The following is a 19,664-nucleotide window of genomic DNA, read 5'->3' as shown; positions in this document are numbered from 1 at the left end:
CCGGAGGTCGCGAAACGGAAGGAGAGTTCGTGACCACCCCTCAGCTCGACCGTCGCCGGGCGCAGTCCGCGGCCGCCGGCACCAACGCCGAGAAGGCCCGCCAGGCCGTCACCGACCTGGGCAACCGGCTCCGCACCAACGCCGATATCACTCAGCAGCAGAAGCAGGCCCTGCGGAATGCCGAGGCCGAGGTCAAGCGCCTCAAGCGGGCCCTCAAGACCCAGGAGCGCGACCGCGACCGCCTGGCCAAGGGGCACAAGAAGGCGATCGCCAAGGCGTCGAAGGCCAAGAGCCGCGCCGCCGAGGCCGACGCGAAATACGACAAGGCCGTGCTCACCGACCTGATCCGCCGGGAGAAGTCGCGCGCCACCGAGGCTGCTTCGGCCCCGTTCATCGCCGTCGTCCCGGCTCCCGCGGCCGCGGTCGCGGTCGCTCCGGCCCCCGAGGCCGTGGTGGCGCCCGCGCCCGAACCCGACGCTGACGCCGAGAAGGTCGCCCTGGTCGCGCCGATCACTCCCGCCGCCCCCTCGGCGGAATCGATCACCGAGCCGCTGGTCGCGTCCGCCCCGCGGGCCACTCGCACCACCCGGACCGCGTCCGCGGTCAAGTCGGTCCTGGCCAAGGCCACGCCGGTCAAGGCCAGCCCGGTCAAGGCCACGCCGGTCAAGGCCAGCCCCGCCCGGGCGACGGCCGCTCGCGTCACGGCCGCCAAGGCCGCCGGCGAACCGGCTGTCGCCCGCCGCGCGCCGCGCCGGGCCACCGGTCGCTGAGGGTTCGGCGAACAACACTCAGCCCGCCCCGATGGATCGGGGCGGGCTGCTCTGTTCAGCGGTACGCACCAAAGCCCCGCAGCCGTGATGCGCACAGCTCAGCAGAGCAACCCCGGCGGGTCAGTTGCCGTTCTGCGGCGGGGTGCCGTTCTGCTGTCCGGTGGCGGCCAGACTGGTGTCGGTGATCGAGGTCGCGGTGACCTTCTGCTTCGCGCTGGTCGCCACGATCCGCACGGTGTGCCCCTTGAGCACGTCGGCGATCCGGCCGGTGCCGACCGTGGTCGAGGTGCTGATCACGTACGTCTTGCTGTAGCCGTCGTCGCTCTTCACCGTGATCGAGCTGCTGCTGATCGTGGAGACCGTCCCGGTCTGGGCGAGCTGCGTGACGTAGCCGCCGTTGCCGTCCGAGACCACATACGTCCCGTGCAGGGCGCTCGCGGTCGTCGTGCCGCCGGCCTGGCCGGTGCCCGGGCCGTTCTGGCCCAACCCCTGCCCGCCGCCCGGCCCGGTGGTGGCCGAGCTGCCGCCGCCGACCGCCGCCATGATCCCGGCGGTGACGCCGGCACTGGCCACGGCCACCGCCACGATCCCGCCGATCAGCGCGAGCTTGTTGTGGTTCTTCCCGGCGGCCGGGGCGTCGGCGGTGGCGACGGCCTTCTCCGGCGGCGTCCAGGCCGGCGGCGGCCCGTCGGCGTGCGCCGGGGTCCACTCGGCCGGCGGCCGGCTCGGCGCCTTCTCATACGGATCGATCGGCGGAAGGTCGTAGCGCTGCTGCTCCCGCACCGGCGCTTCTTCGCGGTAGACGTACGGCGGCGCCGCCGCGTAGTAGCCCTCGGGCTCGGAGTGGTACGAACCGGCCGGCGGCCAGGTCGACGCCGCACCGGACGAACGCGTCGAATCGTCGTAAACGGACATCGTTTCGGGTCTCCTTCGGTTCGGTCCTGCTCACCAGGGAGACTGGCCAGAGCGACTATGTCCGAGCTGTGGAGGCAATAGGTGGCGGATATCAAGGCCGAGACCCGGGCGGTCCTCTTCGACATGGACGGCACGCTCGTCGACTCCGATGGCGCGGTCGAGCGAGCCTGGCTGACCTGGGGCGATGAGTACGGCGTGGACGGCCCGGCGGCGTACGAGATGGCGCACGGCGCACCCAGCGCGACCACCGTCCGCAAGCTGCTCCCGCACCTGGACGAGGACGAGATGCGGCGCGCGTCGACCCGCCAGATGGAATTGCAGTACGACGATCTGTCCGACGTCGTGGCCGCTCCCGGCGCCACCGAACTGCTCGCCGTTCTTACCCGGCGTGACCTGCCGTGGGCGGTGGTGACCAGTGCCGACGGCCGGCTGGCGAAGGCCCGGCTGGACGCGGCCGGCATCACCCCGCCGGTGCTGGTGACCACCGACGACGTGGCGGCGGGCAAGCCCGACCCGGCCGGCTACCTGCGCGCGGCCGAGTTGCTCGGGGTGCCGCCGCGGAGTTGCCTGGTCGTCGAGGACGCCGAGGTCGGGCTACAGGCGGCCCGGGCGGCGGGTGCCGTCACGGCCGCGCTGCGGGGGCTTGACGGAGACGTACACCTGAAATCGCTTTTAGATCTTGCGAAATTACTCGGGTAGGTCGTCGAGGAACTCGGCGGTCGGGACGTAGAACAGCGAGCCGGTCACCGCGGTCGAGAAGTCGAGGATGCGGTCGTAGGTGCCGACCGGCTCGCCGAGGAACATGCGGCGGAGCATGAGCTCGGGCACGTCCGGCGTCGACGCGTAGGCGATGTAATAGGTGCCGTACTCGCCGTCCTTGATCGAGCCGAACGGCATGTTGTCCCGCAGGATCTTCAGCTCGTTGCCGTCCGGGTCGTCGACCGTGTTGAGCGCGACGTGCGAGTTGGGCGCCTTCTCCCGGAGCTCGATGTTGTCGAGCTTGGTCCGGCCGATCGCCGCCTCCTGCTGCTCGACCGGCAGCGCGTTCCACGCCTCCAGGTCATGCAGGTATTTCTGCACCAGGACGTAGGTGCCGCCGGCGAAATCCGGGTCCTCGGCGCCGATCAGGACGTGCCGGGAGGCCACCTCGCCGGTCGGGTTCTCGGTGCCGTCGACGAAGCCGAGCAGGTCGCGCTCGTCGAAATATTTGAAGCCGTGCGTCTCGTCGACCACGTCGGCCACCTCGCGCAGCCGCTCGGCGATCTTCGCGGCCAGCTCGAAGCAGACGTCCATCTGCGCGGCCCGGATGTGGAAGAGCAGGTCACCCGGGGTGGACGGGGCCGAGTGCCGCGCGCCCTTCCAGGCCCGGAACTTGTGCAGCTCGGCCGGACGCGGCCCGGTGAACAGCCGGTCCCACAGCTCGCGGCCGATGCCGGTGACGCAGGACAGCTCGGCGGCCGGAAGCCGGAAGCCGACCGAGCGCTGCAGGCCGCTGAGGTCCTCGAGCAGGTCCCGCACGGTCGCCTCGCCGCCCTCCCGGACGGTGAGCACCAGGAAAACGGCGGCGTCGGTGAGGGGCGCCAGCACCGCTTGCGGGTTCACGAGCGGGGCCTGGGACCGGGGCTCAGTCATGATCCACAGTTTAGGGCGGGTGGCACGATAATGGACCGATGAAGCGCTTCGCGTTTGCCGGACGCACCTGCCTGATCACCGGGGCGGCCAGTGGCATCGGTGCCGCCGTCGCGCTCGACCTGGCCAAACGCCGGGCGGTGCTGGCACTGCTCGACGTGGACGCGGCCGGGCTGGAGCGGGTCGCGGCCCTGGCGCGCGAGATGGGGGCGGCGGAGGTCACGACGTACACCGTCGATCTCAGTGATGGGGGCGACCGGCTGGACCTGGCCGCCGAGATCGCCTCCCGGCACGGCGGGGTTGATCTTCTGATCAACAACGCCGGCGTGACCCTGATGGGCACGTTCGAGCAGAACCGGATGGCGGATTTCGACTGGCTGCTGGAGATCAACCTGCATGCCGTGATCCGGATGACCAAGGCGTTCCTGCCGCAGCTGCTGGCCCGGCCCGGCTCGCACCTGGTCAACGTGAGCAGCCTGTTCGGCCTGATCGCGCCGCCCGGCCAGGTCGCCTACGTGACCAGCAAGTTCGGGGTGCGCGGCTTCAGCGAGGCGTTGCGCCACGAGATCGGGCCGCTCGGCGTCGGCGTCACCGTCGTGCATCCGGGCGGCATCAAGACCAACATCGCGGCGAACGCCCGGCTCAGCGGCGCCGACCCGGACGGTGCGCAGGCCGAGCAGGCGGAACGCTTCGCCGAGACGGCGCTGACCGTGCCCGCCGAGGAGGCGGCCCGGCAGATCGTCGCGGCGATCGCGGCCCGCCGCCCCCGCCTGCTGATCAGCAAGGAGGCCCGGGCCGGCGACTGGCTGATCCGGCTCACCCCGACCCGCTGGTGGGCGATCACCCAGGTGTTCGCGAAACGACGCGGAGCGCTCTAGGGGAAAATGGCCAGGCGGCGGCGGTCCTGGCCGTCGATCAGCGTGAAGTCGCCGCCGGCCAGCAGGTAACCGGTGGTCGGGCTGATGCTCAGGACCCGGACGCCGATCACGCCGTTGCCCTGCGGGGCCCACGGCGCCAACTCGCCGCCGGCGGTCACCGCGGCCAGCTTGTAGCGCGGCTGCGAGCCCTCCACGCACGCCCCGTGCACGCCGTTCTTGCTGGTCAGGCAGGCGCTGTCGAAGTGCCCGCCGACATAGGTGACGCCGCCGGCGATGGCGATCGCGGCCGCGTCGCCGTCGAACACCCGCTGCCAGCGGAGCTTCCCGTCGAACGCGTAGGCGATCGCCCGGCCGCCCACCCCGGCCGTCGCCACGTACACCCCGGCCTTGTCGACCGCGAGCGACCGCACCTCGGCCGGCGACTTCGGCAGGAAGTTCTCGTCGACCTTGCCGGTCCTGCCGTGCAGCGAGGCCAGCCGGAGCGTGCCCTTCACCTCGTCGATCGCGTGGAACCCGCCGCCGGCGTAGACCCGGTTGCCGTAGGCGACCAGCGTATGCACCGCGTCGTCGGCCTTGGGCCGCCAGTCCTTGTCCAACTCGCCGCTGTCCAGCGCGAACGCGGCCAGCCCGCCGCGCTGGCGGCCGTCCACGTCGCTGAAGCTGCCACCCAGGTAGAGCCGGCCGTTCCCGCTGGTCAACGTGTACGCGGTGCCGGTCAGGGTGTGCTTGAAGCCGAGCACGGCCGAGCTGCCCGGGCTCAGCTGGGCCAGCGAGTCGCGAGGGTGCCCGCCGACCGCGTGGAAGTCGCCGGCCGCGTAGATGCTGTCGGTGGTGGAGACCAGCGCCCGCACCGTCCCGTCCGCCTCCGGCGCCCAGCTCAGCAGCGCGCCGGTGCGGGCGTCCAGGGCCGCCAGCCGCAGCCGCGGATAGACCCGCCCGCGGTAGGTGGCGCTGGTGAACGCGCCGCCCAGGTAGACGATCGGGCCACGGTGGGCAATGGCGTAGACGCCACCGTTGAAGGTGGGCGCCGTCGCCAGGGCCCGCGCGCCGATCGCGGTGGCCTGCGCGGGCAGGCCCAGGAGGAGTCCGGCCAGGACGGCGGCGACGGCGACAGCTCTACGGAGAACGGGCATAAACCCCTTAACCGTCGTGCGCGCGGGAAAGTCTCGGCGCCGATGCGCTCGCTTCCCACTCGTCCGCCTCGGCCGGCTGGGTCCGCAGCCCGAGCATGTCCAGCCATTCGATCAGCTGGCGGTGCACGGCGTCCGGTCCGTCGAGCTCCGGAGCCGCGATCGGCCAGCGCGACGGGTGCACCAGAACCGCCTCGGTCTGCCAGCCGCCGAGCCCGCCGTGCGAGCCGACCAGCTCCTCGAACGCGGCCACCTCCTCGGTCACCGGGTCCACCGAGGAGATCAGCACCAGGTCGCCGACGTGCGCGGCCTCCTGGTGGCGCAGCAGGTCGGCGCGGGCGTTCGGGCCGTACGGCAGCAGCGGGTCGGCGCCCTCGACGATGCCGTCGCGCAGCCGGTGCGTGCCGTGCGTGCCGAACGCGACCGGGCCGTCGTCGTCGCGCACCACCACCAGGCCGATCCCCGGGTGCGCGACCAGCCCGGGCACCAGCTTCGGGTAGGCCCGGTCGATCTCGGTGCGGCACAGCCGGTGCGTGAAGCGGGTCAGGTAGAGCAGGGACAGGTTGCCGGAGGAGACCACCAGCAGCGGCGCGATCGGCGGGTCCGGCTCCGAGATCGACTCCTCGGCCGGCGTGGTGGGCGCGTCCGCGTGGTCCGGCGCGGACAGCCGGCCGACCATCTGGTCGAGGGTCTCGCCGTAGCGCTGCCGGAAGGTCGCGCCCTGACTCTGCCCATGATCGGAGAGCACCACGATGTGGTAGCGGCGGGCCGCCTCCGGGGAGAGCCGTTCCAGCACCCCCAGCATCCGGTCCAGGCCCTCCAGCTGCCGCATCGACTCGGGCCGGGCCGGGCCGGCGTGGTGCGCCACCTCGTCGTAGTCGACCAGGTCGCAGTAGATGGCCGGGGCACCGCGGGCCATCTGCTCGGCGATCAGCGAGATGTTGACGTCGCGCAGCAGCATCGAGGCCGGCCGCAGGGCCAGGAACGCGCCGGAGCGACTGACCCGGGGCTGCAGGTTGCGCCGGCGCTGCAGGCGGGCCTGATGCAGCTCGGTGAGGATCTCGCCGACTCCGAGCACGAGCGCCCGGGTGAAGCCGTACGGCGAGGCCATGAACGCCGCCCAGCCGCGCGCCGACCGGCCTGGCAGCGCCGCATGGCTGACCGTGAGCAGGCTGACCGCGGCGTCCCCGCTGAACGCGTTGCCGATGCTGACCCCGCCGTCGCGCAGCAGGCCACGGCCGTCGGACAGGCGCGGCTCGATCGCCGCCGCATCCCTCGGCCGGTTGGAGACCATCAGCTTGCCGGCCTCCTTCTCGAACCAGCGGAAGCCGGGGATCTGCCGGGTGGCGCCGTGCAGGATGCCGGCCTGCGACGCGGGCGTGGTGGACGGCATCCCGGTGTGCCAGCCGACCATGGTGTGGCTGCCGGAACGCAGCCAATGCCCGAGCGTGGGCAGGTTGCCGGCCCGCACCGCCCAGCGCAGCACCGGCTCGCTGAGCCCGTCGAACTGGAGCATGAGCAGGCCGGGCTCGGTGCCCTGGCGCGGGCGGCGCAGGGTGAGGAACGGGCCGCCGGCCTGCCGCAGCTGCCGCCGGCGCACCCCGCGCATGAGGCGCTTGGCCTCCTTGACGAAGGTGTCGTCGGAGCCGGAGTCGAGCATCCAGTCGATGACGGCGGCGAAGACGACGGCCAGGATCGCGGCCAGGACGAGCGACGGCAGGCCGCTGATCCGCTCGGCCGGGTCGAGCTCCAGCGCGATCACGATCACCGTGATCTGGGCGACGACGCCGAGCAGCATCGCGCCCCAGCCGCCGAGGGCCACCACGCCGACCAGCAGCAGCGGCCGCAGCACCGCGCCCACCCCGGCGACCAGCAGCACCAGGCCCAGGGTGTCGACGATGTCGGCGCTGGCCACGCCGGGCATCAGCCACAGCGTCGCGGTCAGCACGACGAAGGTGACCAGGGCGCTGCGCAGCACCGCCCGCAGCCGGTTGACGACCCGCCGCCAGCTCAGCAAGGCACGCACCTCACCGCGCAGATCCCGGGTGGTCGGCGCGGGCGGGGGTTCATGCGGGCTTACGGCCACCGGGAAACGATCGCACAGACCGCTGTTTCGATGGCCCGGCGTGCCAGGAATCACCCCGGTATGGAAGTCACACCCGTTCGGGGGAACGATCGGCAGATGGACCCCCACACCCGGATAGCTTCGGCCCGGTGCGCCGGATAGCTCTCTCCCTCGTGTTCCTGCTGGCTCTTTCCGGTTGCACCGGCGAGCCTCCTGTTGTTGAGGAATCGGCCGCCAAGATCGTCGGCTACTTCACCGATTGGGGTGTCTACGGGCGCGACTTCCAGGTGAAAGATCTGGAAACCAGCGGCTCCGCCGACAAACTCACCCATTTGATGTACGCCTTCGGCAAGGTCACCGCCGGCCGGTGTTCGGCCGCCGACGGATGGGCCGACTACGACCGGCCGATCGCCGCCGCGGACAGTGTGGACGGCGTGGCCGACAAGCCGGACGCGCCGCTGCGGGGCAGCTTCGGGCAGCTGCGCAAGCTCAAGGCGAAGCACCCCGGGCTCAAGCTGATCTGGTCGTTCGGCGGCTGGACCGGCTCGGACGGCTTCACCGCCGCGGCCCGCGACCCGGCCGCGTTCGCCGCCTCCTGCCACGACCTGATCAACGACAAGCGCTGGGCCGGCCTGTTCGACGGCGTCGACGTCGACTGGGAGTACCCGAACGCCTGCGGCCTGCGCTGCGACACCAGCGGGCCGGACGCACTCCCCCGCCTGCTGGCCGCGCTGCGCACCGCGTTCGGGCCGGCCGCGCCGGTCACCGCCGCGGTCCCGGCCGACCTGGGCAAACTGAAGGCCACCGACTACCTGGCCGCGTCGCGCAGCGCCAGCTGGCTGAGCGCGATGACCTACGACTACTTCGGCACCGACGGCGCGAAGAAGACCGCACCGCACTCGCCGCTGTCCGCCTACCCCGGCATCCCGCGCGACACGGCCACCACCACGGCCACCGTCGACGAGCTGCTCGGCCTGGGCGTACCGGCGGCGAAGGTGCTGCTCGGGATCGGTTTCTACGGTCGCGGCTGGACCGGGGTCGACGCGGCGGCACCGGGTGGTCCGGCGAGCGGCCCGGCCGACGGCCGCTTCGAGAAGGGCATCGAGGACTACGAGGTGCTGGCCACCCGCTGCCCACCGACCGGCACGATCGGCGGCACCGCCTACGCCCACTGCGGCAACCAGTGGTGGTCCTACGACACCCCGACAACGATCAAGGCCAAGATGGCGTACGCCCGAAGCAGGTCCCTGGGCGGCGCGTTCGCCTGGGAGCTCTCCGGCGACACCCCACGCGCCGACCTGCTGGGGGCCGTCGTCAGCGGCTTGGAGCAGACCGAAGCGCCGTCCTGAGCTATTTGTTCGATGGCTCGATCCGGGGGAACCATAGAGGTATGGCAACCAAGAAGATCGCGATCGTGCTTACCAGCCACGAGGCGCTCGGCGACACCGGCAAGAAGACCGGCTACTACGTCGGCGAGGCCGCGCACCCGTGGGCCGAGTTCGTCGACGCCGGCTACGCGGTGGACCTGCTCTCCATCGCCGGCGGCACCCCGCCGACCGACGGCGAGGACCGCTCCGACCCGGTGCAGGAGCGCTACCTGACCGACGCCGACGTGACCGGCCAGCTCGCCGCCACCCGCCCGGTGCGCGACGCCGACCAGGCCGACTACGACGCCGTGCTGCTGGCCGGCGGGCACGGAACGATGTGGGACTTCCCCGGCTCGACCGAGCTGCAGGCCCTGGTCCGCGACGTCTACGAGCGCGGCGGCGTGGTCGCCGCGGTCTGCCACGGCCCGGCCGGCCTGGTCGACGTCCGGCTGTCCAGCGGCGAGCACCTGGTCGCCGGGCGCACGGTGTCCGCGTTCACCAACTCCGAGGAGTCCGCGGTCGGCCTCACCGAGGTGGTGCCGTTCGCCCTGCAGACCCGGCTCGAGCAGGTCGGCGCCAAGCACATCGCGGGCCCGGACTGGCAGCCGAAGGTGGTCCGGGACGGCCGCCTGGTCACCGGCCAGAACCCGCAGAGCGCGGCCGGCGTCGGCAGCGAGGTCCTCAAGGCGCTGGCCGACAACTAACCGATCTGGACCCAGACGTTGTCCAGGGCGCCGTTGAACTGGTCGTTGTCCGGGAAGGCGCCCTTGCCGCCGATGCTCAGTGGGCGGTTGTTGGAGACCGACAGCTTGGCCGGCAGGGCCGTGCTGCCCCGCTGGATGCCGTCGATGTAGACCGCGAGGGTGGCGCCGATCCGGCGGCAGACCACCGCGTGCCACCGGCCGTCCGCGGCGGTGACCGAACTGGTCACCATCCGGATGGCCGGCTTGCGCGTGTCGACCAGCACGCAGCTGGGCCGCCCGGCCACCCCGTCGATCTGCAGCTTCCACTGGCTGCTCGTGGTCGAGTAGCCCTTCTGCACGATGTTCTGGCCCTTGCTGGTCTGCCCGGCGGGGAGCAGCACGTCGGCGCCGTACGCGATGTCCCGGGTCCCCGGGTTGAGGTCGGCCGAGCTGGGCGCCTGCAGCGCGACGTGCGGGCAGATCGCCGCCCGGGCCGCGCAGTGCGCCGGGAACGCGAGCGCCGCCCCCTGACCGTGCACCACCGGCCGCACCTCGCCGCCGTGGCCGGACACCGTGGCGAGCGTGTGCCCGTGCCCGGACTCGTCCAGGATCGAGCCGGCCCGGTCGTTGAAGCCGTAGCGGGCCATGACGATGCCCGGATCGTCGACGGCGGCGGCCGACGCCGGCGCGACGCCGGTAACGGTGGAGACGGCGACGAGGAACGCGCCGAGCCAACGAGATCGCATGCCCGAATTATGTCTTGTGTCGCTTATCTCGGCGCGAATTTCCGGGCCGCAAACCGGTCGTTCATGGCTGACTGAACGGCTTACCGCTTTCCAGCGGCACCGCATCGCCCCGGATCAGGCCCAACTGCACGCCGTGCCGGCCCAGCAGCGTGTCGAGCAGCCAGTCACCGGCCACCCGCACCCGGTTCCCCGGCATCGACAGCAGGTGGTAACCGCGAGTGACCACTTTGGCGGGCAGCCCCTGCAGCGGCACCCGCAGCGGGTTGGCGGCCGACTCCAGGCCGCCCAGGTCGACGACGAACCCCAGGTCGTGATGCTGGTAGGCACGTCGCCGCCCGTACCCGTAGGAGGCCGCGATGTTGCCCGCCGCGACCGGTGGCCGCCCTCCGGGTCACGCAGGGTGACCGAGCGGCCGTCCAGGTCGAAGGTCTCCACGGTGCCGAGGACCACCCGCACGCCCGGCAGCGCGGTGGCGAGCGGCACCGTGACCCGGCGCGGTTCGAGAAGGCCGGTGGCCACTTCGGGCAGCAGCGGCAGATAGAGGAAATAGTCGGTCGGATTGAGCACGACAATGTCGGCACCGCCGCGGGACAGCTTGGCGAGCCTGCGGGCCGCCGCAAATCCGGCGAACCCGGCACCGACGATCACGATGCGGGGACGAGCCATTTCTCGACGGTAGTCCTGCCCGTTCGGAGGACTCCAGAAATGGGCCGAACGGCCGTCGACCGGTCGTCCGCAAATCCGCGTCCTTCCTTGTGCCGAGCGGTGCCCACACGGGGAGGCATCGAACGGCGGGGAAACGATTGCTGGGGCGATCGGGCTTAAGGGGGAGGCGTGAGCGGGACCGCGGTGCTTGAACCGTCTCGGTACGCTCACGTCTCCTGCTACCCCCCGATCGGACACCTGGGAATGGACGCCCGAGAGGCCGACTATGCGCATTTCGTCCGGACGCGGACACACGCATTGTTGCGCTCGGCGTACCTTTTGACCGGGGATCAACACCTCGCCGAAGACCTCGTTCAGGAGGCGCTGGCCCGCACCCATCGAGCCTGGCTGCGGCTGGAGCGCCCGGAGAACGCCGAGGCGTACGCACGGAAGGTGATGTACCACGCGCAGGTGTCGTTCTGGCGCCGGCCGCGGGTCGCCGAGGTGCTGCCCGGCGAGTTCACCACCGATCCGGCCGGCGCCGACGACCCGGCCGAGGCCGCCGTCCAGCGGCTCACCCTGCGCCGGGCCCTGCTCGCGCTCAGCGCCAAACAGCGCGCCGTGATCGTGCTGCGCTACTTCGAGGACCACACCGAGGCCGAGGCCGCCCACCTGCTCGGCGTCTCGGTCAGCACGGTGAAGACGCAGACCGGCCGGGCCCTCGACCGCCTCCGCGCGCTCCTGCCCGACCTGCGGGTCCTCACCCAGGAGAAGCCCCGATGACCGCGCCCCGCGACGACGGCCTGCGCGAGTCCCTGCGCGAACTGGCCGACGAGGTCGCGCCGGCCGACATGTACGACCGGGTGGTGCACCGCTCCCGCCGGATCGCCCGCCGCGAGGCCGCCGTCGGCACGGTCGCCGCCCTGGCCGCACTCGGACTGCTGGCCAGCGGCCTGTGGCGGCTCCCGGCCGGCGACGACCCGCACCGGTCCCCGCTGGCCCTGGTCTCGTCGTCGTCGCCGACCCGGGAACCGGCGCCGGAGCCGATGCCGTCGGCAACCCCGCCGGCCGCGGCGTCGGGTCAGTACGCCGGCCGGCTCTCCACCACACCGGCCCGCCGGAAGAACCGGCCGCAGGTCTCCGCGAGCACCGCCACCCCGCAGTCCCGCGCGCTGCGCGACCTGCCCGGGCACGTCTTCTACCAGGAGTCCGGCAGCCGGCCGGACGTCGTGCGGCTGTCCCCGGCGGACGGCGGCGCCAAGACCGTGCTGGCCGACGCTCCCTCCCCGGTCGGCATCTCCCCGGACGGCGACCGCATCGCGTACGCCCTCGACGGCGCCCTGCTGATCGGCGAGACCGGCAGCCCGGAGACCGAGCAGGTCGCCACCGGGGTCAGCACGGCCGCGCAGGCTCCGGTGTGGTCACCGGCCGGCGACCGGCTGCTGGTCGACGCGAACAGCCCGGCGATCCTCCAGGTCGAATCGGGCGTGCTCACCCCGCTGGCCGGCGCGCTGGCGGCCGGGCAGCATCTGCGCTGGTCGGGCGACGGCCTGAAGTTGGTGTACGCGACCGCCTACTGCTCGCTGAAGGTCACCGCCGACGGCTCCGACGCGGTGGTCCCGGTCTTCGGCGACCGGCAGCCGGTGGACAACCCGGACGGCCTGGCCGCCTGCAAGCTGACCAGCGTGGACTCGACCGGCAGCCACGTGACCGTGCCGCTGCAGACCACCGGCGACATCGGCACCGCGAGCCCGGACACCGCCGACGCCGTGGTCGACACGATCACCGGCGACCTGATGGCGCTGCCGGTGGCCGGCAGCGTGGTCGGCGCGGTCTTCGACCCGGACGGCAACCTGCTGGTCCGCACCCGCGCGAGCGGGCGGACGACGCTCTCGCTCTTCTCGGTCACCGGCGACCTGCGGGTGCAGGCCGCCGAGCCGGCCGCGGTCCGCGACCTGGACCTGCTCGCCTACACGCGCTGACACCGCCACCGGCCCCACCGCCACCTTGACCGGAACAAAGGCGTCCCCCTATTTTCGGCGGAACGGCAGCCAGCTGCGCTTCTTCGGCTTCTCCTCGCGGGCGGCCTCGCCGTTGAGCATGGCCAGCCGGTGTTGGGCGACCGGGTTCTCCGGTTCCATCTTCAGCGAGGTGAGCAGCGCCTGCCGGGCCTGGTCGGAGTGTCCGAGCGCGTCCAGCGTCACGCCGTGCGTGAAGTAGTAGTGCGCCTCGTTAGGGTCGAGCCCGATCGCGGTGCGCGCGGCCTGCTCGGCGTCGGCGAACTGGCGGTCGGCGGCGATGAGCGCCCAGGCCACCCGGTCGTGCCAGAGCGCGTTGATCGGTTCGGCGATCACCGCCCGGTAGGCCATCGTGACGGCCTCCTCGTGCCGGCCGAGCAGGGACAGCGCCCGGCTGGCGGTGGCCAGCGACCGGGGGTTGTCCGGGGCCAGCGCGATGGCCCGGTTGGCCGCGTCGAACGCGCCCGCCGCCTGGTCGGCGGCGAGCCGGAGGCGGGCCATCAGGTGCCAGCCGTCCAGCGAGTTCGGCTCGGCCGCCAGCACCGGTTCGAGGGTGGCTATCGCCGCGGTGACGTCCAGCCGCTCGAACAGCGCCGCCGCGCGGGCGATGCCCAGCGCGGTGGCACTCTGCTCGGTGGAGGGAGTCACCCGCCCATTCTCGGCGAAATGCCGCAATTCATCTGCGGATTCCCCGGAAAGTATCCCGCCGGGCGCGACGCCGCCGAACGATCACCGCCAGGCAGGCGAAAGCGGCCAGCACCAGCGTCAGGGCGACGGCCGAGAACCACCAGGCGGCGTCGGCCGTGCCGATCTGCAGCAGGATCGCGGCGACCATGCAGACGATGATCACCCACCAGAGCACGACACTGACCCTGTCCGGCGGGGTGCCGACGCCGGCCGCGCGGACATGCGCGTTGGTGGCCGACACGGTGAGCAGCCGGACGGCGAAGCCGCCCAGAGCGGCGGCGCCGAGCAGCCACGGCAGCCATCCGGCCGGTGCGAACGTCGCGGTCAGGAGCAGAAGAAGGCAGAGTGCGAAGCCGATCGCGGCGATCCGCTGACGGCCGTGGGTGAGCACGGACATCAGGTACGTACGCAGGGAGCGGTCCAGCCGCAGCACGAAGTACGCGGCGAACGCGACCGTGGTCAGCGCGGACGCCCCGGCCAGCACCCGCGCCCCGGTCACCGAGAACTCGGTCATCCGCCAGCCCACGTAGGCCAGCACCGCGAGCAGCACCGCCGTGTAGACCAGGAAGCGCCGCAGCGCCACGTCGAGCATGAACTTGCTGGCCTGCTGCCGCGGGTCACTGCGCAGTGCCCCGGCCAGCCCGCTCGCGCCCCGGGCCAACCGGCCGAGCGCGAACGGATTGCGGTGCACCACGTCGAGGGTGGCCAGCTCGTGCTGCGCCACCGCGTTGTCCGGTTCCAGGGCGAGTGCGTCGCGCAGCGCCTGCCGGGCCCGATCGGGGTAGTCGAGCTGCTTCATCACCATCGCGTAGGTGATCCGGAAGTCGGCCTCGTTCGGGTCGAGCTGCACGGCGAGCCGGGCCGCGTGCTCGGCCTCGACCGCCCGCCGCCGGTCGCCGAGCAGCGCCCAGGCCAGCCGGTTGTGCCGGTAGGCGTTGTCCGGTTCCAGCCGGGTGGCCCGCTGCGCCACCTCGATCGCCTCGTCGTGCCGGTCCAGCCCGGTCAGCGCCCGGCTCAGCGCACCGAGCGTCTCGGCCGAGTCCGGCGCCACCCTGACTGCCTGCTGGGCGACCTGGTGGGCGAGTTCGGGCTTCTTGAGGGCGAGCTGGGCGTGGGTCATCAGCACCAGCGCGCGGATGTTGTCCGGCTCGGCCGCCAGCACCGGGCCGAGCGTGTCGGCCGCGGCGTCCGGGTCACCGCGCTGAAATTGCACGGCCGCGAGAGCGACGGCCGTGCCGACCGGAGTCATGACTGAGCCTCTTTTGTCATGCCCTTCTGGCCCTCGCCTGCGAGGCCGTCCGCAGGTGCGGCTGAGTGCCGCTCGGTGCAGGCGGTCATGACCATGGGCCCGTGGTCGGAAGCCAGCCGGCTGAGCGGGTGTGATCGTGTGGCTCGAAGTACGGCATGGTGGCGAACGCGCGCACCGGGAACGTGCCGAAGGCGACGATCCGCGGGGGCGTCGCGGTGAACCGGGCGCCGAGCGGCGGCAGCTCGCCGAGGTTGGTGAGGTGCTCGACGATCGGGATGCCGGCCGCCAGCAGGACGCTGTGCGCCGGCCGCGGCCCGGCCGGCGTGGCGTCGTCGATGTTGAACGAGTCGATCCCGACCAGGGCCGCACCCCGGTCGGCCAGCAGCTTCGCGCCGGCCTCGGTCAGGAACGGCGCGTCGGTGCCGTACTCCGGCGTCGCCCAGTGCCGGTCCTGGCCGGTGTGCAGCAGCACCGCGTGCCCGGCCACCACGTACGGCTCGAGGTCCTCCGCGTCGATCACCCGCCGGCCGGTCCCGACCGTCCGGACCACCACGGCCGGCAGGTCGGCGAGCCGGCCGAGCGGCAACCCGGCCAGGTCGGCGCCGTCCGGGTAGCGATGCCGGGGGCTGTCCAGGTAGGTGCCGGTCTGCCCGACCATCTCGATCCGGTCGATGCTGAACTCGGTGCCCTCGGCGTAGTACGGCCGGGACTGCTCCCAGGTCCGATGGGCGGTGATGACCGGGACGGGCATGCCCGGGTAGGTGGTCATGCCCGCTTCGATCACGTGGCTGAGCTCGACGTACTCGATCCGGCCCGGACTCCGCCCGGCGCCCGGGGCGGCCTCCTCGGCGAAGATCCGCACCTGGTCCAGCTCGACCCGCGCCACGTCGCGCAGGCCGAGCCCGGCGACCGCGCAGGCGGCGATCTCCGGGTGGCTGACCTCGGCGTGCGGAACGTCCACCAGCAGGCCCCGCGCCCGCAGGCTGCCGCCGCTGGCCAGGGTGATGTCGGCGTCCAGCTCGGCCCGGTACCGCAGCACGGCAGCTCCCCTATCGCAGTTATCGCAGTTCGATGATCGCTTCCACGATCAACCAGATGCCGAAGATAGCGAAGAGCACGGCGGCACCGTACTTGATGGCCTTCTCCGGCAGGTGCCGGCCGAGCATCCGCCCCACCAGGATGGCCAGCGCGTCGGCGGCGACCATGCCGACGGTCGAGCCGACCCAGGTGCCGAACCAGCCGTGCTGGGTGGCGAGCGTGATCGTCGCCAGCATCGTCTTGTCGCCCAGCTCGGCCAGGAAGAACGCGCCACCGACGGCCCAGATCGCCGAACCGGTGCTGCGCTCGGCCTTCGACTTCTCGTCGTCGGTAAGTTTGTCACCTCGCAGCGTCCAGGCGCCGAAGGCGAGGAAGGCGACGCCGGCGACCAGCGAGATCCAGCCGGTCGGCAGGGTCGCGCCGAGGCCGTAGCCGATGCCGACCGACACGAGGTGCACCACGGCGGTGGCCACGGTGATGCCGATGAGAACCGGCCACGTCTTGAAGCGGGTGGCGAAGGTCAGCGCCATGAGCTGGGATTTGTCCCCGAGCTCGGCAACGAAGATGACCGCGAAGCTGATCGCCAGCGCGGCGAGGAACCCATCCACGAAAAAACTCCCGGTACGTCAGGACCGGGAGGAAGTTTGCCCAGGGCGACCTCGACCCGGCCGTTGTCAAACAGCCAAGTCGAAGGTCTCGCTCGCCTCGTGATGAGGCCGCGCGGCCGGACACCCGAGGGTGTCAGCATGTCGACCGCGACATTGGGAGCTACTCCCCTTCGCGATTTCGAGCTTAGCCGCCGACGGTTGCCGACCGGCCGGGGAGTGTTGCGGCTCACCCGGCCGGTCTGCGATCCACTGCCGTGGGATCTACCGCTGGACGAGCGCCCGCTGCAGCTCGAGCCGGGCCGGGTCGACCGCGGACCGCTTGGCCGGCTTCTTGTCGCCCCCGTCGGCGACCGGGTTCGGCCGGGCGATCGGCGGGCAGCGCTTGTCCGAGCGCTCACCGGGCTTCCGCTTGGGGAGTACACCGGTGGCGAGGTAATCGGCGATCGTGTTGTCGATGCACTCGTCACCGAAGAGCGACCCGGCGTGCGTGGTGCCGCCGACGCCCTCGATCAGGGCCGAGCGCGGGAACCGCTTGCGCACCTCGAGGCTGCCGTTGAACGGGGTGGCCGCGTCCAGCGTCTCGCTGATCAGCAGGATCGGCGGCGCGGTCTCGCCGGAGACGGTGGTCGGGATGCCGGCCCTACCTCCCCAGGTGCGGCAGGGCACGTTGTACCAGGCGTTGGCCCAGGTCTCGAACGGCGCCTTGCGGTGCACCTCCCAGTTGTCGGCGGTCCACTTGGTCCAGCTGATCGGCCACTGCACGTCGGTGCACTGCACGGCCAGGTAAACGGCGTACCCGTTGTCGGCGCCCTTTTCCTGGGGGTTGTTCTTGTCGTAGAGCTTCTTCAGCGGCTGCGGGTCACGCTTCTTGACCCAGGCCGAGAACGCCTGGGCGATCTCCTCCCAGCCGAAGATGTAGTAGCCGGCCTGCAGGAAGATGTCGGTGAACTCGGACGGGCCGATCACCCCGGCGGCCGGCTTGGTGGCCAGCCGGGTCCGCTCGCTGTAGTAGAGGCGCTCGATCGCCTTGGCGTTGCGGCCCAGGTGGTAGACCGAGTCGTACTCGGCCAGCCAGCCGAAGTAGATCTTCATGTTCTTGTCGAACGCGATGTCCTGGTCGAGGTTCGAGTCGTACCAGACGCGGCCCGGGTCGACGTTGCCGTCGAGGACCATCCGCCGCACCCGGGACGGGAACATCGTGGCGTAGACCTGGCCCAGATACGTCCCGTACGAGAAGCCGTAGAAGTTGATCTGGTTGGCGCCGAGGACGAGGCGGATGCTCTCCATGTCCCGCACGGTGTCCTGGGTCTTGAGGTGGTTGAGCAGGTCACCGCCGGCCTCGGCGCAGTCCTTCGCGTACTTCTCGGCCCGCTTGAGCCACGTCGTCTCGATCGCCGTCGTGGTCGGCACGTACTCCGGCCGGTTGTAGCCGGCGTAGGTGCTGTCGCAGCTCAGCGACGGCTTGCTGGCGCCGACCCCGCGCGGGTCGAAGCCGATCCAGTCGTAGGCGGCGCCGGCCTTCTTCGGCACCAGCCCGCCGAGAACCGCCAGGCCCTGCCCCTTGGCGCCGGGCCCACCCGGGTTGATCAGCATGATGCCCTGGTACTGCGCCTCCGGGACGGTGTGCTTGATCCGGGAGACGGCCAGCTCGACCGTCGCGCCGTCCGGGTCCTTGTAGTCCATCGGCACGGTCACGGTGCCGCACTCGGCCTTGCGGCTCACCAGCGACTGCTCGGTGCACGTCCCCCAGGTCAGCTTGGGGTAGCCGGGCTTGAGCCGGGCGTCCGCGCGGGCCCCCGTCGCCACGGCACCGGTCGCCGCCACGGCGATCGTCACGGCCGCCGCCAGAAGTCTTCTTCGCATTAACCCAGCTCCCTAAGTCCGTTTCGCCCCATATGCTGCGGCGTGGACCGCCCCAAATGGGACCATCCACGCCGGGACATCACGAAAGATGGGCTGTTCAGACGATTCGTGACCTCAGCCGTTGGGCGGTCAGCGCCGTCGCCGCGAGCACCGCCACCACCAGGCCGTAGATCAGCGTGGTGCGGTGCAGGCCGACCGACGTGGCGGCGAAACCGGCGATCACCGCGGGCACGCTGAACGCGGTGTACGCGATGGTCAGCGCGACCGCGAACAGCTCGCCGCGCTCGTGCGGCGCGGCCAGGACGGCGAGCGTGCCGAACGAGGCCAGCGCCGAGGCGCCGAAGCCGACGCCGGAGATGACCGTGCCGATCGCGGCGACCACGATGCTCGACCACTCGACGCCGGCCACGCTGATCACCGAACCGACGGTGAGCAGGGCGGCGGCCAGGGTGAGCACGCGCGGGGTGGGCAGGGTGCGCATCGCGTACGAGGTGATCGCGCCGGTGCCGCAGAGCAACGTCACCACCAGCCCGCCGATCAGGTGGTTGGTGAGCCCGAGCTCGGCGGCCGCGACCGACGGGCCGAGCGACAGGTAGAGGCCACCGATCGCCCAGCTGGCCACGATGATCGGCACCAGGGCGAGCACGTCGGCGCGGAGCCGGGCCGGCACTCCGAGCCGGGGCGAGAGCGAGGCGACCGCACCGGGCCGCCGGACCGAGGTCTCCGGCAGCCGGGCCACCACCACGGCCGCCAGGACCATGGCCGCGAGCAGCAGGGCCCAGACCAGGTGGGTGGGCTCGGGGGCGAACTGGACCAGCGCGCCGCAGCCGAGCGCGCCGACGGCCAGCCCGGCGGTCGGGGCGATGCCGTTGATCAGCCCGGCCCGGCCGGGGGCGTGCGGCGGGTTGAGGTCGACCAGGGCCGCGCCGAGCGTGGTGAGTGCGGCGCCGGTCGCGATGCCCTGCAGCAGCCGGGCCACGAGCAGCACGGTCACGTCGCCGGCGGTCAGGAAGAGGGCGAGCGAGGCGGCCTCGAGGGCGATCGCGGCGGCCAGCACCGGCCGGCGGCCGATGTGGTCGGAGAGGGCGCCGAGCATCAGCAGCGACCCGATCAGCCCGAGCACGTAGACCGCGAAGATCACCGTCAGCGTGGTCGCCGAGAAGCCCCACAGATGCTGGTAGACGACGTAGAGCGGGGACGGTGCGGCGGACGCGGCGGAGAACGTCACGAAGACGGCGGCGATGGCCGCGAAGGCGAGCGGGCGGGACAACCGACGGCTGCGAACGACCGGAGGCGCTTCGGCGACGGTGGTCATGATTCCCCCTGAGGTTTCTGAACAGACAGGTCTGTCTGCTCGACCGAGACTAGACAGA

17 protein-coding genes and 3 pseudogenes are annotated in these 19,664 nt (G+C 72.0%); 7 read left to right on the top strand and 13 right to left on the bottom strand.

What is annotated here, in order from left to right; all coding sequences use genetic code 11:
* The first annotated feature begins 29 nt into the window (after positions 1–29).
* A complete protein-coding gene (locus Adu01nite_RS42575) occupies positions 30–770 on the top strand; it encodes a hypothetical protein (RefSeq protein ID WP_203735070.1) in 741 nt (246 codons plus the stop codon).
* 120 nt (positions 771–890) lie between these two features.
* Here Adu01nite_RS42575 and Adu01nite_RS42570 read toward each other — a convergent pair whose 3' ends face one another.
* Complete coding sequence (locus tag Adu01nite_RS42570) at positions 891–1,685, bottom strand: hypothetical protein (protein WP_203735069.1); 795 nt, start codon at positions 1,683–1,685, stop codon at positions 891–893.
* A gap of 81 nt (positions 1,686–1,766) precedes the next feature.
* Between Adu01nite_RS42570 and Adu01nite_RS42565 the strand changes: the two genes are divergently transcribed.
* Positions 1,767–2,384, top strand: a complete 618-nt coding sequence (locus Adu01nite_RS42565) for an HAD-IA family hydrolase (protein WP_203735068.1) — start codon at positions 1,767–1,769, stop codon at positions 2,382–2,384.
* Here Adu01nite_RS42565 and Adu01nite_RS42560 read toward each other — a convergent pair.
* Positions 2,373–3,317, bottom strand: a complete 945-nt coding sequence (locus Adu01nite_RS42560) for a Dyp-type peroxidase (RefSeq protein WP_239133142.1) — start codon at positions 3,315–3,317, stop codon at positions 2,373–2,375. The genes Adu01nite_RS42565 and Adu01nite_RS42560 overlap by 12 nt on opposite strands.
* A 38-nt stretch (positions 3,318–3,355) precedes the next feature.
* Here Adu01nite_RS42560 and Adu01nite_RS42555 point away from each other — a divergent pair, with 38 nt between their 5' ends.
* Positions 3,356–4,192: an SDR family NAD(P)-dependent oxidoreductase gene (locus tag Adu01nite_RS42555; RefSeq protein WP_203735067.1), complete on the top strand. Its 837-nt coding sequence runs from the start codon at positions 3,356–3,358 to the stop codon at positions 4,190–4,192.
* Here Adu01nite_RS42555 and Adu01nite_RS42550 read toward each other — a convergent pair.
* Both Adu01nite_RS42550 and Adu01nite_RS42545 read right to left on the bottom strand, forming a co-directional pair.
* Positions 4,189–5,325 (bottom strand): hypothetical protein, encoded by a 1,137-nt coding sequence (locus Adu01nite_RS42550; RefSeq protein WP_203735066.1) that lies wholly within the window; start codon positions 5,323–5,325, stop codon positions 4,189–4,191. The genes Adu01nite_RS42555 and Adu01nite_RS42550 overlap by 4 nt on opposite strands.
* Before the next feature lie 7 nt (positions 5,326–5,332).
* The gene (locus Adu01nite_RS42545) at positions 5,333–7,408 is read right to left on the bottom strand and encodes a phage holin family protein (protein ID WP_203735065.1); all 2,076 of its coding nucleotides are present in this window, start codon (positions 7,406–7,408) and stop codon (positions 5,333–5,335) included.
* Between the two features lie 179 nt (positions 7,409–7,587).
* On the opposite strand from Adu01nite_RS42545, the pseudogene Adu01nite_RS42540 reads away from it, so the two are divergent.
* Both Adu01nite_RS42540 and Adu01nite_RS42535 read left to right on the top strand, forming a co-directional pair.
* A pseudogene (locus Adu01nite_RS42540) lies at positions 7,588–8,736 on the top strand (glycoside hydrolase family 18 protein); the annotation flags it as partial.
* 41 nt (positions 8,737–8,777) lie between these two features.
* Entirely contained in the window at positions 8,778–9,458 is a 681-nt protein-coding gene (locus Adu01nite_RS42535) for a type 1 glutamine amidotransferase domain-containing protein (protein WP_203735063.1), read from the top strand.
* Here the strand turns inward: Adu01nite_RS42535 and Adu01nite_RS42530 are convergent.
* From Adu01nite_RS42530 to Adu01nite_RS49190, 3 genes and pseudogenes are all read right to left on the bottom strand, one after another.
* Positions 9,455–10,183, bottom strand: a complete 729-nt coding sequence (locus Adu01nite_RS42530) for a LamG-like jellyroll fold domain-containing protein (RefSeq protein ID WP_203735062.1) — start codon at positions 10,181–10,183, stop codon at positions 9,455–9,457. The two genes, Adu01nite_RS42535 and Adu01nite_RS42530, sit on opposite strands and share 4 nt — an antisense overlap.
* 61 nt (positions 10,184–10,244) lie before the next feature.
* Positions 10,245–10,556, bottom strand: a pseudogene (locus Adu01nite_RS49195) (NAD(P)/FAD-dependent oxidoreductase); the annotation flags it as partial.
* 71 nt (positions 10,557–10,627) lie between these two features.
* Positions 10,628–10,849 (bottom strand): annotated as a pseudogene (locus tag Adu01nite_RS49190) (FAD-dependent oxidoreductase); the annotation flags it as partial.
* A 243-nt stretch (positions 10,850–11,092) separates the two neighbouring features.
* Here Adu01nite_RS49190 and Adu01nite_RS42520 point away from each other — a divergent pair.
* Positions 11,093–11,611 (top strand): SigE family RNA polymerase sigma factor, encoded by a 519-nt coding sequence (locus Adu01nite_RS42520; protein WP_203735061.1) that lies wholly within the window; start codon positions 11,093–11,095, stop codon positions 11,609–11,611.
* Positions 11,608–12,810: a TolB family protein gene (locus Adu01nite_RS42515; protein ID WP_203735060.1), complete on the top strand. Its 1,203-nt coding sequence runs from the start codon at positions 11,608–11,610 to the stop codon at positions 12,808–12,810. The genes Adu01nite_RS42520 and Adu01nite_RS42515 overlap by 4 nt, the downstream gene beginning before the upstream one ends.
* A 48-nt stretch (positions 12,811–12,858) precedes the next feature.
* On the opposite strand, the gene Adu01nite_RS42510 is transcribed toward Adu01nite_RS42515, so the two are convergent.
* The 6 genes from Adu01nite_RS42510 to Adu01nite_RS42485 form a co-directional block, all read right to left on the bottom strand.
* Positions 12,859–13,494, bottom strand: a complete 636-nt coding sequence (locus tag Adu01nite_RS42510) for a tetratricopeptide repeat protein (RefSeq protein ID WP_239133141.1) — start codon at positions 13,492–13,494, stop codon at positions 12,859–12,861.
* Positions 13,495–13,522: 28 nt separating this feature from the next.
* Positions 13,523–14,782 carry a tetratricopeptide repeat protein gene (locus Adu01nite_RS42505; RefSeq protein ID WP_203735058.1) on the bottom strand — a complete coding sequence of 420 codons (1,260 nt, stop codon included), beginning with the start codon at positions 14,780–14,782 and terminating at the stop codon, positions 13,523–13,525.
* A gap of 85 nt (positions 14,783–14,867) precedes the next feature.
* Positions 14,868–15,821, bottom strand: coding sequence for a cyclase family protein (locus Adu01nite_RS42500; RefSeq protein WP_203735057.1), 954 nt, complete (start codon positions 15,819–15,821; stop codon positions 14,868–14,870).
* 19 nt (positions 15,822–15,840) lie between these two features.
* Complete coding sequence (locus Adu01nite_RS42495; RefSeq protein WP_203735056.1) at positions 15,841–16,428, bottom strand: TMEM165/GDT1 family protein; 588 nt, start codon at positions 16,426–16,428, stop codon at positions 15,841–15,843.
* Between the two features lie 261 nt (positions 16,429–16,689).
* Positions 16,690–18,291, bottom strand: a complete 1,602-nt coding sequence (locus Adu01nite_RS42490) for an alpha/beta fold hydrolase (RefSeq protein ID WP_203735055.1) — start codon at positions 18,289–18,291, stop codon at positions 16,690–16,692.
* 97 nt (positions 18,292–18,388) lie between these two features.
* A complete protein-coding gene (locus tag Adu01nite_RS42485) occupies positions 18,389–19,606 on the bottom strand; it encodes an MFS transporter (protein WP_203735054.1) in 1,218 nt (405 codons plus the stop codon).
* Positions 19,607–19,664: the final 58 nt, after the last annotated feature.

Origin of the sequence: Paractinoplanes durhamensis (assembly GCF_016862175.1) — a bacterium.
Lineage (GTDB): Bacteria > Actinomycetota > Actinomycetes > Mycobacteriales > Micromonosporaceae > Actinoplanes > Actinoplanes durhamensis.
The sequence above is the reverse complement of the archived record's forward strand: the minus strand, read 5'-3'. Positions and strand labels throughout refer to the sequence as shown.

Bases quoted from the DNA above. Each gene is read 5' to 3' on its own strand.
- Adu01nite_RS42570 (WP_203735069.1), bottom strand. From the start codon at position 1,685: ATGTCCGTTTACGACGATTCGACGCGTTCGTCCGGTGCGGCGTCGACC.
- Adu01nite_RS42560 (WP_239133142.1), bottom strand. From the start codon at position 3,317: ATGACTGAGCCCCGGTCCCAGGCCCCGCTCGTGAACCCGCAAGCGGTG.
- Adu01nite_RS42555 (WP_203735067.1), top strand. From the start codon at position 3,356: ATGAAGCGCTTCGCGTTTGCCGGACGCACCTGCCTGATCACCGGGGCG.
- Adu01nite_RS42550 (WP_203735066.1), bottom strand. From the start codon at position 5,325: ATGCCCGTTCTCCGTAGAGCTGTCGCCGTCGCCGCCGTCCTGGCCGGA.
- Adu01nite_RS42535 (WP_203735063.1), top strand. From the start codon at position 8,778: ATGGCAACCAAGAAGATCGCGATCGTGCTTACCAGCCACGAGGCGCTC.
- Adu01nite_RS42530 (WP_203735062.1), bottom strand. From the start codon at position 10,183: ATGCGATCTCGTTGGCTCGGCGCGTTCCTCGTCGCCGTCTCCACCGTT.
- Adu01nite_RS42520 (WP_203735061.1), top strand. From the start codon at position 11,093: ATGGACGCCCGAGAGGCCGACTATGCGCATTTCGTCCGGACGCGGACA.
- Adu01nite_RS42515 (WP_203735060.1), top strand. From the start codon at position 11,608: ATGACCGCGCCCCGCGACGACGGCCTGCGCGAGTCCCTGCGCGAACTG.
- Adu01nite_RS42505 (WP_203735058.1), bottom strand. From the start codon at position 14,782: ATGACTCCGGTCGGCACGGCCGTCGCTCTCGCGGCCGTGCAATTTCAG.
- Adu01nite_RS42490 (WP_203735055.1), bottom strand. From the start codon at position 18,291: ATGCGAAGAAGACTTCTGGCGGCGGCCGTGACGATCGCCGTGGCGGCG.
- Adu01nite_RS42485 (WP_203735054.1), bottom strand. From the start codon at position 19,606: ATGACCACCGTCGCCGAAGCGCCTCCGGTCGTTCGCAGCCGTCGGTTG.